Consider the following 11,285-nt stretch of genomic DNA (forward strand, 5'->3'; position numbering starts at 1 on the left):
GCAGACCTCGTCGTCAAAGCGATGCGGCAATGTCGTCGCCTCGACATCGCGCCATCGTAGGCACCTCCCCAACTTAGCCGAATCTGGGGGATCAGATGTCCACGACCACATTGAAGACGCGACTGCTGGCCGCAGCGACCCTGACGAGCGCCATGACGGCAGGATCGGCCGCCTGGGCGCAGGAGCCGGCGCCGGTCAACAACGTGGACGACGTCATCGTCACCGCGCAGCTGCGTGAGCAGAAAACCATCGACGTGCCCTTCGCCTTGACGGCCTATTCCGGCCAGTTCCTGGAAGACTTGGGCATTCAGGAGTTCGAACAGCTGTCTGCCTTCGTGCCGGGCTTCCTGGTGCAGAACCAGTCGCCAAACAATCCAGGCTTCGTGATGCGCGGCATCACCTCCGAGTCCGGCGCGGCGACCTCCGAGGCCCGCGTGTCTGTGTTCCAGGACGGGGTATCGATCTCCAAGTCGCGCGGTTCCTATGTCGAACTGTTCGACCTCGAGCGGGTGGAGGTCGCCAAGGGGCCGCAATCGACCCTGTACGGGCGCGGCGCCCTGATCGGCGCGGTTAATCTGGTGCAGAACCGCGCGCGTCCCGGCGCGACCGACGCCTATGCGAATATCGAGGCCGGCAACGAAGGCTATCGCATGGTCGAGGGCGCGCTGAACCTGCCGGTGGGCGAGACCGCAGGGCTGCGCCTGGCGACACGCCTGAAGACCCGCGATGGTTCCGTCGAGAACCTGCTGGGCGGCGACGATTTCAACGCGATCGAGACCCGCGCCTTCCGCCCGTCCGGCGCCTGGACGCCGTCGGACGCGATGCGGTTCGACGTGATCGGCAACTATCAGAAGGACAACGCCTCGGGGACGTCGTTCAAGTCCGTCGCCTATGCGCCGGCCGATCCGAACACCGGCGCCGTCCTGGGCGGCAAGGAACCGTGGGAGGGTGCGGCCCTGACACGCGGTGCGGCGTTCGACGGCGGCAAGGCGCTGGGTCTGGACCGCGAAGTCTGGGGCGTGACGGGTCTGGCGCGCATCGACCTGAACGCCGCCTGGACGCTGAACGCGACCACGGCCTATCGCGCGTTTACCAACTACGAGACCTTCGACGCCGATGGCGTGTCCCTCCCGCTTTTGACCGCCGCCGAGGACACGCATGGCGAACAGTGGAGCCAGGACCTGCGTCTGGGCTTCGACAACGGGGGTCGGCTGACCGGTTTCGTCGGCGCCGGCTGGTTCCAGGAAGAGGGTTATCAGCGCACTCCGACCCAGTTCGATGAACGCCTGATCCTGGCGCAGCTGTCGGGCCTGCTGGACGGTTCGCCTGCGACGGTCGGGGACAGGACGTTGCCGCTGGCCGCCTATCCCGCCATCGCCCAGGCTGCGCTCGGCGGTCTTTTGACGCCGCTGGGCGCCGGAGCGTTCGCCGCGCCCATCGCCGCCAATCTGAAGTCGGCGCACATCGAGACCCCGACCAACCGTTCGGAGCTGACGTCCTACGACCTCTTCGCCGACGCGACCTACGCCTTCACCGACCGGTTCGAGGTGTCGGCAGGCCTACGTTACACCCGCGACGACAAAACCACCGGCTTCGCCAGTTCGGTTCAGAGCCGCTCAGCCCTTGGAGCCCTGCTGGCGCTTCAGGCCGGCGCCATTCCGGCGGCGCAGGTTCCGACCTTCCTCGGCGCCCTGGCGAACCCGGCCTATCTCGCCATTCCCGCCAGCGCCTTCCCCCTGTTCGGCCTGATCTCGCAGCCGACCGCCAACAACGGCGACTTCGCCGATTTCGACTCCAAGGACGACGGCGTGACCTGGCGTCTGACGGCGCGCTACGCCTTGACGGACGACACCAACGTCTACGCCAACTATGCACGCGGTCGTCGCCCGGAGGTCATCAGCGCCTCGGCGCCGTCGGCGCCGCTAGGTTCGCCCCGGTTCGCTCCGGTCGAGGCGGAGACGGTCGACAGCTATGAGATCGGGGCCAAGTCGTCGTTCCTGGGCGGCCGCCTGCGGATCGACGGCGCGGTCTTCCTGTACAACTACGAAAACTTCCAGACGACGGTGCAGCAAGGCACGACGTTCATCGTCACCAACGCCGGCGAGGCCAAGTCGTATGGTTTCGAAACCCAGGCCAACTTCGCCGTCACGCCGGACTTCGACCTGTTCGCCACCTATGCCTACAACCACTCGCGGTTCGAGAACGGCATCTATGACGGCAACCAGTTCCGCCTGTCGCCGGACAATGCCGTCTCGATCGGCGCGACCTGGCGTCTGCCGGTGTCCGGCGGCGCGATCGTGGTCCAGCCGACCTACACCTGGCAGTCCAAGGTCTTCTTCAGCGACGACAATGACATCCCGGCGCTTCAGAGCCGCAACATCGTGCGCGACCTGATCCAGGACGAGTATCAGGACGCCTACGGCCTGCTGAATCTGCGCGTTCGCTACACGCCCGACTCGGGCGCCTGGGGCGTCGAGGCCTTCGGCGAGAACGTGCTGGACGAGGACTACATCAAGGACGCCGGCAACACCGGCGACGGCCTGGGCATGCCGACCTTCATCGCCGGACGGCCCGCGTCGTACGGCCTCATATTCAAGCTCAAGCTGTAAGGGTTCGACGATGAACATGGATCGCCGCAGTCTTCTTGGGTTGCTCGGCGCGGGGGCGGCGTCGCCCGCCGTTGCGCAGGACGCCAACACCGGATCGGTCGCCTTCCTGCACGGGGTGGCCAGCGGCGATCCCGACACGCGCTCGGCCGTCTTCTGGACCCGCGTCACCCCGGCCGATCCGTCGGTCGGGGAGGTCGCCGTCGTGCTGGAAGTCGCAAATGACGCCGGGTTCGGCGACATCGTTCGTCGCTCGACCGGTCTTCGCGCGCGGGCCGAGCGGGATTTCACCGTCAAACACGATCTGGACGGCCAGGGCCTGGAGCCGGGACGCGACTATTTCTATCGCTTCGTCGCCAATGGCGTGATCTCGCCGGTCGGCCGGGTGCGGACCCTGCCGGAGGGGGCGACCGCCGATCTGGCCTTGGCCGTCGTGTCGTGTCAGCTTTATCCCGGCGGCCTGTTCAACGCCTATGACGCCCTGTCTAAGCGGGACCGGCTGGACGCCGTCATCCACCTGGGCGACTACATCTACGAATACGGGGCCGAGCCGTCCGACTATGGCATGAGTACGGGCGCGGCCCTGAACCGGATTCCGCAGCCGGCGCACGAGATCGTCAGCCTGGCCGACTATCGGACGCGGCACGCCCAATACAAGACCGATCCCGACCTTCAGGCCGCCCACGCCCGCGCCGCCTTCATCTGCGTATGGGACGACCACGAGGTGGCCAACGACGCCTGGATGACGGGCGCGGAGAACCACCAGCCCGAGACCGAGGGCGACTTCGCGACCCGCAAGGCGGCCGCCCTTCGCGCCTATTACGAATGGATGCCGATCCGCGAGCCCAAGTCGGGCGCGCTCAACGCGGCGATCAACCGCAGCTTCGATTTCGGCGACTTGGCCACCTTGGCGATGGTCGAGACGCGGCTGCTGGCGCGCGGCGAGCAGATGACCTTCGCAGACATGCCCAAGACGGCGGCGGGCGGGCCGGACGTCGCGGCGTTCGAAGCTCTGCGTCAGGCGCCGGATCGCGATCTCCTAGGCGAGCGCCAGCGTCAATGGATCGGCGAGACGCTAAGCCGCTCCAAGGCGGCCGGTCGTCCGTGGCAGATCATCGGCAATCAGGTGGTGATGGCCAAGGTCAAGGGACCGGACATCTCGCGCATGATGCCGCCGGAGCAGCTCCAGCAGATGGTCGCCTCCTTGCCGGAAGACGCTCGGCCGCAGGTCGCGGCGGCGATACAGCTGTTCAAGCTGGGCTTGCCGTTCAATCTGGACAGCTGGGACGGCTATCCGGCCGGGCGCGAGCGTCTGTACGAGACGTTTGCGGCGGCGGACGTCGCGCCCATCGTCCTGTCGGGCGACAGTCACGCCTTCTGGGTCAACGAACTCCACGACAAGGACGGCGCGCGCCGGGCGGTGGAGTTCGGCACATCCTCAATCTCCAGCCCTTCGCCGGGGGACCATGTGGGCGGCCTGCCGCTGGGTGCCGCGCTGTCGGCGGCCAATCCCGAGGTGAGGTTCTGCGACCAGACATCGAAGGGTTATGTGATGCTGAATATCACGCAGGATCGGGTCGTGGGCGAGCTGTGCGCCGTGTCCACCATCGCGGCCAAACCCTATGAGCTGAAGAGGGCGAAGGCCTTTGCTGTCTCGCCGACGGGCGGCCTGACAGAACTCTGAGCGCTCCAGTGTGCAACAACGCAGCGCGCCTCTGTTGTAGCGGGCCCGTCTGGAGGCCGCGAAGATTGCAGCCTGCCCTGGAGCAACGCAGCTGACGTCTGCGTCTCGAGAAGGCGCCAATGTCCGCTGCTGGCGCATCTAGGTTGTTTGGAGCGTATTTTGAGGAGGGGGGTGTTGATCGTGGGAGGTGGCCATGAGCCAGCCCGATCTGTTTCGTTTACCCCGCAAACCCTGGAACGCTGGTCGAATGACCGGTGCGAAGGCCCCACTCAAGCCAAAGCACATCTGGGCGATCCGTCAGCACCTGAAGTCCGTTGGATCGATACGGGATCTTGCGATGTTCAACATCGCATTGGACGCCAAAAGGGCACGCCCTACGCCGACCGCGGCCTGAGCGACACAAGCTTGTCGGACGACCAGCTGCTGGACGCCATCGCGGCGCATCCGATCCTGATGAACCGCCCCATTGTCGTCTCGCCCCTAAGCGTCAAACTTTGCCGCCCGTCCGAGACGGTGCTGGACCTGCTGCCCCAGGAGGGACTGAAACCCTTTACCAAGGAGGATGGCGAAGTCGTTATCGACGCCGACGGGCGCCGTGTGCGCAGATGAACCGCCTTCGCGATCTGCCTGATGCCAGCCATCTGCCGGCGCTCGATGCGGCCTATCTTTCGAATACGCCGGCGCTGGGTCTCGAAGCCGGTGATCCCCCGCCCCGCATCCTGCTGCTTTATGGCTCGCTGCGTGAGCGGTCCTTCTCACGCCTCTGCGTCGAGGAGGCGGCCCGCCTGCTTCGCCACATGGGGTGCGAGACCCGCATCTTCGATCCGTCCGACCTGCCCCTGACCGATCAGGTGGCGGGCGACGATCATCCCGCCGTGCACGAGCTGCGTGAGCACGCCTCGTGGTCCGAGGGCATGGTCTGGTGCAGCCCCGAACGCCACGGCCAGGTATCCGGGATCATGAAACTTCAGATCGACCATCTGCCGCTCAACATCGGCGGCATGCGCCCCACCCAGGGCCGCACCCTAGCCGTCATGCAGGTGTCTGGTGGCTCCCAGAGCTTCAACGCCGTCAACACCCTGCGCCTGCTCGGGCGCTGGATGCGGATGATCACCATCCCCAATCAATCCAGCGTCGCCAAGGCTTTCACGGAGTTCGACGATGCAGGCCGGATGAAGCCGTCGGCCTATTACGACCGCATCGTCGATGTCATGGAGGAACTGGTGCGGTTCACGGTCCTGACCCGACCTCATGCCCACATGCTCGTTGACCGCTATTCCGAGCGAAAGGCTGGCGGATTACCGGCTGATGCCGCTGCGGATCTTTCAGCAATCGCGGTCGCAGAAAAATGAGCGCCTTCCCCAGCAATTTTGTAGCGCCTAAAAGCTGAACCAGCACGTACTCTACTAAAGACCTGTTCCGAACAAATCAGTGTAATAGCTGGATGGATGTAACACTATTTGGTCTTAAGCGCGGCTGATAGAATCGATGAGATTATTGCATTCCGACCAGAGTTCTTTTGTGACGATTGGATGGACGGAAACTGAGCTGGCAGCTGCTTGAGCATCCACGTTATGGTGGTGTTTACAGTTCCCTCGGTACAACCCCATAGACACTGGATCTTGAATTATCCGTTTGACCTCCGCAGGGGTGAAGCGCTTCTTCCTGCGTAGTCGTCGACCTCGACTGTTCAAAGACGTCGTGACTTCGGCCAAGTCCCGGAGGGAGGCGAAAAGGGTGTACATCTCAAGGCGGATGGGCGCCTCAAGGGGGTGAGGCTCTAAACGGCCGTCGCTCCACCAAAACCCAAATGGTGCTGCCGCAACGCGCTGAACCGGGGCGGGAGAGTAAGAGATAAGTTGATTTCTGGCGTCGCTGCCGTTGATTGACGCACGCCACATCGCAGTCGCCAGCAAGACGTTCGCAAACGCCTGAGCGCCGGAACGATCAGTATCCAGGTTATCGTCAGTCAAAATTAGGCGCCCGCCAGCAAGGCCAATAGCGCTCGCTAAGTCTTGAAGTTCAGAGTGCGAGCGCGCGACGGTCGAAAGACTGGGAGCAATAATCGCGCCTATAACGCTCCGTTTGAGATCGCTTATCACCCGTTTGCGAACTATATTTCGGTCTGTAGGGATGTCTAAACAACCGTACTCTCGAACAATAACGAAATTATTATTCGCCGCAGCCTGTTTGAGCGGAAGGGGTATAAAAGACCGATCTTTTTCGTCGGATGTAAACCACACACAGCATCTCAAGAGAACTGGCGTCGCAGAAAACGTTATCGGGTCAATCATCGCCGCGTTCGATAAGTGGATTTTCAGCTTACAACAGGGAACGACCGATTGATCCTGATCAATATTGTCGCACCGACATGCTGCTAAAAATAATCTTGTGACAAATATGAAAAGATTCCACAGTAGACGGAATATTCGGAAATTGAGGCAAGCCTTATTGTGGTTTACGGTGCCAATGGTGGCAACGATTACAAATTAAAATGATCAGGCCCAAGACGGAAAATAGAATCTGTCAACATCGTGTCATGAGTCTATTACAATAAAAGCATAGGTCGATAAGGAGGGGTGCTGGACTGCGTCAAACCGATGCGCAGTGACCCGCGGACAATCCTAGGGGATCTCTATGCTTCGCTTGACCAATATCCTTTTGGCTGGAACCTGCGTTCTGGCTCTTGCTGCATGCGGCTCCGCAGAGGTCGCCTCGCCGGGCGAAGGCGATTTCGGCGGCGGGAGCGGCGGCGGCGGCGGAACGACCAACCCGCCTCCTGGCAACGGTACTCCGGCGAGCGATTGCCCCACGGGATTTGCCAATGTCGGCCTGATCGCCAACGGCACGCTGCGGGTTTGCCAACTACCGCAACAGATTCTCGGCTCGCTGACCGTACCGCTGCGCGCGGGAACCATCTATTCGATCTCGGGTCGCACGGAAGTCGGCACTGACCGAGGACCTGACGCCGCCGCCCCGACTCCAGGTTCGACGCAAGGCATCTTGACCATCGAAGCCGGCGTCAAAGTCTTCGCTTCTGGCGGAACCGACTATCTGTTGGTCAATCGCGGCTCGCAAATCTTCGCTGAAGGCACCGCGACCAGCCCGATCATCTTTACGAGTCGGCAGAATGTCGAAGGCGCCACGACCCCGACGTCGCAAGGGCAGTGGGGTGGCCTTGTCATCGCCGGTCGCGCGCCGACTGCCGTCTGCCCCGTGGGCGTCACGGCGCCGAACGCAGCCTGCGTCGGTCAGATCGAAGGCACCAGCGCCAACTACGGCGGCAACAGCCCGGCCGACAACTCGGGCCGCCTTCGCTATGTTCAGGTCAACTATTCTGGCTTCGAGATCTCGCCGAATAACGAGCTGCAGGCCCTAACACTGGCCGGCGTCGGATCGGGCACCACTGTCGATCACTTCCAGTCCTACAACTCGTCGGACGACGGCATCGAAATCTTCGGCGGCAACGTCAACCTCAGGTATCTGGTCATCAACGGCGCGGACGATGATGGTCTGGATACCGACACCGGCTGGCGCGGTGGCGCGCAGTTCGGCATCATCACCCAGAAGCCAACGGCCGTGACCAACGGCAGCCGTGGTTTCGAATGGTCGGCCGCGCCGTCGGGTACGACCTACTTCGCCCAGCCGAAGGTTTCGAACTTCACCATCGTGGGACGTAACGCCGCTGTGGCGGCCGACGCGATCATTACACTGAACACCGGCACGTCGCCGTCGATCATCAACTCGGTCTTCACCAACCCGACCACCTCGGCGGCGGCTTGCCTCGACATCGACGACGCGCAGACGGTGACGAATGCGCCGATCTTCCGCTCGGTCTATTTCGCGTGCTCGCGTCCTTATGAGAACGACAGCAACGTGAACGCGGCTGCGACGGAGGCGGTGTTCATTAACGCCACCAACGTCAACAACACCGCAACCGGCACGTCGACCATGACGGCCCCGGCGGGGGCGACCATGACGAACAACGGTCTGACCTTCATCAACGGCGCCAATGAGACAGCGGTCACGGCCGCCAATGCGCCTGCGCTGTATCCGTTCTTCACCTCGGTCACCTACATCGGCGCCGTCAGAAACGCTGCCGACACCTGGTACCTCGGCTGGACCTGCGGTTTGGCTGCCGGTTCGACCTGCTGATGACGAAAAGGCGGACGGGGACCCAGTCGGGTCCCCGTCCCATTTCGCCTGCTTTCGTCACACCCCCCTTCAAGGCGCAGATCATGAAGACACTTACTCTGACCCTGACAGGGGTCCTGCTAGCCACAAGCGCGATGGTCGCGCCTGGCATGACACTCGCACAAACCGAAAACCCTTCGGCTCCGGTCGAGCAGACCCCGGCGGCTCAGTCGCAAACCGACATCGATCAGACGCCGTCCACCGTCGATGAGATTGTGGTTCTTGGCCGTTTCATCCCTGAGCCGAACCGCGCCAGCCCGGAAGTGGCCGCCTTCCTGACGGCCGAAGACCTGCAACGCACCGGCGATTCTTCCGCCGCCGCAGCCTTGACGCGCGTGACCGGCCTGTCGGTCGTCGAAGGCCGGTTCGTGTATGTCCGCGGTCTGGGTGAGCGCTACTCGTCCGCCCTGCTCAACGGCTCACCTCTGCCCAGCCCTGAGCCGCTTCAACGCGTGATTCCGCTGGACCTGTTCCCGTCCGACATTCTGAAGGGCGTTACTGTTCAAAAAACCTACTCGGCCAGCTTCCCTGGTGAGTTCGGCGGCGGCGTCATAGATCTTCAGACTCTTTCAGCGCCGACCGAAGCCTTCTTCACGATGAAGGCGTCTGTCGGCGCGGATACGGAGTTCACCGGCCGAAACAACCTGATCTATTTCGGATCGCGCACGGACTTCACCGGCTTCGACGACGGCACCCGCAGTCTGCCCGGCGGCATCGACCTCGCGTTCCAATCGGGGAATCGGATTCAGGTCGGGCCAAACTACACGGCTGCTCAGCTTCGGACCCTTGGTCAGTCGCTCGAGAACGCTCCACTGCGACTTCTCCAGAAAGAGCAGACACCTGCGAACCTTGGCTTCAGCCTGACGGGCGGCAACGCCATGCAGACCCCGTGGGGGACGCTGGGCGCCGTTTTCGTCGCGGGCTATGACAACAGCTGGAAGGGTCGCCAGGGCGTGCGACAATCCGGTCGTATCGACAGCGGTCAGCTAGTGCTGGCTGACGACTACGTGTTCCGCTCCAACGAGAACAATATCGGTCTCAATCTGTTCGGCTCGCTCAGCCTCGCCGACGACGACAACGAGATTAAGTGGACCAACTTCTACGTCCGAACCACGACAAAGGAAGCCCGCTCGGTCGCTGGATTTGACGACTTGGGCGGCGGCGCCTATCGCCGTACCGACTACACCGAATGGTTCGCCCGTCAGCTGTTCACCACACAGTTGTCCGGCGATCACACGCTAGGCGCGTGGGATTTCACCTGGCGTGTGGCCTATGCGAAGACCTCGCGTGATGCGCCGTATGAGACCCAGTTCGGCTACGGCAAGAACGCAACTGGCGATATTATCCACAACATCCAGACCAACCGTATTTCGTTCAGCAACCTGGACGACACCATCATCTCGGGCGGCGCGGACGTCAGCTATACTCTGCCGCTTTCGGATGCGCGTGAAGCCAAGTTCACCCTAGGCGTGGCGAGCAGCGACAATGACCGTTCGTCGCAGCAGCGTCTGCTTCACTTCATCGCCCCCAACGGCTTGACCCCGGAACAACAGCTTTCGCGCGTCGATTACCTGTTTTCTGATTTCAACATCGGGTCGACGCTTCAGCTGGAAGAAATCACGGGTTCGAACGGCGCTTCGGCATATGATGCGAAACTGCGTGTCAACGCCGTCTACGGTCAGGTCGAGGCCGAGGTCATACCTCTGGTCAACCTAAACCTCGGCGTCCGGTTCGAAGACGGCAAGCAAAGCGTCAATCCGTTCGACCTCTTCGGTGGGGCGACCGGCTTTCTTCCGACTGAAATCAACGAAAGCTATGTGTTGCCGGCGGCGACTGTGACCTGGAACTTCGCCGAAGACATGCAGTTGCGGTTCGGTGCGTCTAAGACCATCGGGCGGCCCCAGTTCCGCGAACTGGCGCCGCAGCAATACACCGACGTAGAGAGCGACAGGACCTTCATCGGGAACCCGTATTTGGTGAACACCGAGTTCCTGAACCTGGACGCGCGGTACGAATGGTATTTCGCTCGCAACCAGTATGTGACGTTCGGGCTCTTCTACAAGGATTTGGACAAGCCGGTTGAATCCAGCGTCGTCGATCAGGGCGCCAGCATATCCCAGACGTTCATCAACGCCCCGAAGGCGATCGTTAAGGGGGTCGAACTGGAGGCGAAGAAGTTCTGGGAGTTCCCGGACAACGGCCTGTCCTTCATTTCCAGCAAACGCTGGCTTGTTTCCGGCAACTACACCTATTCCAACTCTGAGGTGAAGGTCGAAGACGGGGATACCGTCACGACCCAGTCCAGCCTCGGCGTCGCTCAGCCGGCTTCCTTCTACGTCATTGACGGCAGCCGCCTTCAAGGCCAGTCGGACCATGTCGCGAACCTGCAGTTCGGCTGGGAAGACGATACGGCGAGGTCGCAAGCCACGATCATCGTGAACTACGTCTCCAAAAGGACCTCGGCGCGTGGCCGTCCTGGCGAGCCGGACTTGATTCAGGATCCTGGCGTGTTTCTCGATCTGGTGTACCGCAAGGACTTCAGCGTGATCGGTCAAGATCTCGGATTTGCTATTGAGCTGCGCAATCTCCTCGGCACCGACTACGACGAGTATCAGGAACAGGGCCGCAAGATCCGTATCAACAACTACGATCTCGGATCCAGCGCTTCGGTCAGCCTGACGGCGCGTTTCTAAGGCATAGAGCGTCAGGGGTCGATCCAGTCGGCCCCTGGCGTTTTTACGACAATCTATCCGCATGCACCGTAAGTGTCACACGACGTTCTCGCGGATGTCGCATACCAG

7 protein-coding genes and 1 pseudogene are annotated in these 11,285 nt (G+C 62.2%); 7 read left to right on the top strand and 1 reads right to left on the bottom strand.

The window, feature by feature from the left end:
- Positions 1 to 95 precede the first annotated feature (95 nt).
- The 5 genes and pseudogenes from O2K97_RS08130 (at position 96) to arsH (ending at position 5,642) form a co-directional block, all read left to right on the top strand.
- Entirely contained in the window at positions 96 to 2,609 is a 2,514-nt protein-coding gene (locus O2K97_RS08130) for a TonB-dependent receptor (protein WP_269218871.1), read from the top strand.
- A gap of 10 nt (positions 2,610 to 2,619) precedes the next feature.
- Positions 2,620 to 4,290, top strand: coding sequence for an alkaline phosphatase D family protein (locus O2K97_RS08135; protein ID WP_269218872.1), 1,671 nt, complete (start codon positions 2,620 to 2,622; stop codon positions 4,288 to 4,290).
- 193 nt (positions 4,291 to 4,483) lie between these two features.
- Positions 4,484 to 4,684 carry a recombinase XerD gene (locus tag O2K97_RS08140; RefSeq protein ID WP_165118647.1) on the top strand — a complete coding sequence of 67 codons (201 nt, stop codon included), beginning with the start codon at positions 4,484 to 4,486 and terminating at the stop codon, positions 4,682 to 4,684.
- A pseudogene (locus tag O2K97_RS08145) lies at positions 4,648 to 4,899 on the top strand (ArsC/Spx/MgsR family protein); the annotation flags it as partial. The gene O2K97_RS08140 and the pseudogene O2K97_RS08145, both read left to right, overlap by 37 nt.
- Positions 4,896 to 5,642 carry an arsenical resistance protein ArsH gene (gene arsH, locus O2K97_RS08150; protein ID WP_165116516.1) on the top strand — a complete coding sequence of 249 codons (747 nt, stop codon included), beginning with the start codon at positions 4,896 to 4,898 and terminating at the stop codon, positions 5,640 to 5,642. The pseudogene O2K97_RS08145 and the gene arsH, both read left to right, overlap by 4 nt.
- A 114-nt stretch (positions 5,643 to 5,756) precedes the next feature.
- Here the strand turns inward: arsH and O2K97_RS15710 are convergent, their stop codons facing one another.
- Positions 5,757 to 6,584 (bottom strand): recombinase family protein, encoded by an 828-nt coding sequence (locus tag O2K97_RS15710; protein WP_370458444.1) that lies wholly within the window; start codon positions 6,582 to 6,584, stop codon positions 5,757 to 5,759.
- Between the two features lie 343 nt (positions 6,585 to 6,927).
- On the opposite strand from O2K97_RS15710, the gene O2K97_RS08155 reads away from it, so the two are divergent.
- Both O2K97_RS08155 and O2K97_RS08160 read left to right on the top strand, forming a co-directional pair.
- Positions 6,928 to 8,445 (top strand): hypothetical protein, encoded by a 1,518-nt coding sequence (locus O2K97_RS08155; RefSeq protein ID WP_165116520.1) that lies wholly within the window; start codon positions 6,928 to 6,930, stop codon positions 8,443 to 8,445.
- 149 nt (positions 8,446 to 8,594) lie between these two features.
- Positions 8,595 to 11,177: a TonB-dependent receptor domain-containing protein gene (locus O2K97_RS08160; RefSeq protein ID WP_269218873.1), complete on the top strand. Its 2,583-nt coding sequence runs from the start codon at positions 8,595 to 8,597 to the stop codon at positions 11,175 to 11,177.
- Positions 11,178 to 11,285 lie beyond the last annotated feature (108 nt).

Source organism: Brevundimonas vesicularis, from assembly GCF_027105095.1.
In the GTDB taxonomy this organism is placed as follows: domain Bacteria; phylum Pseudomonadota; class Alphaproteobacteria; order Caulobacterales; family Caulobacteraceae; genus Brevundimonas; species Brevundimonas vesicularis_E.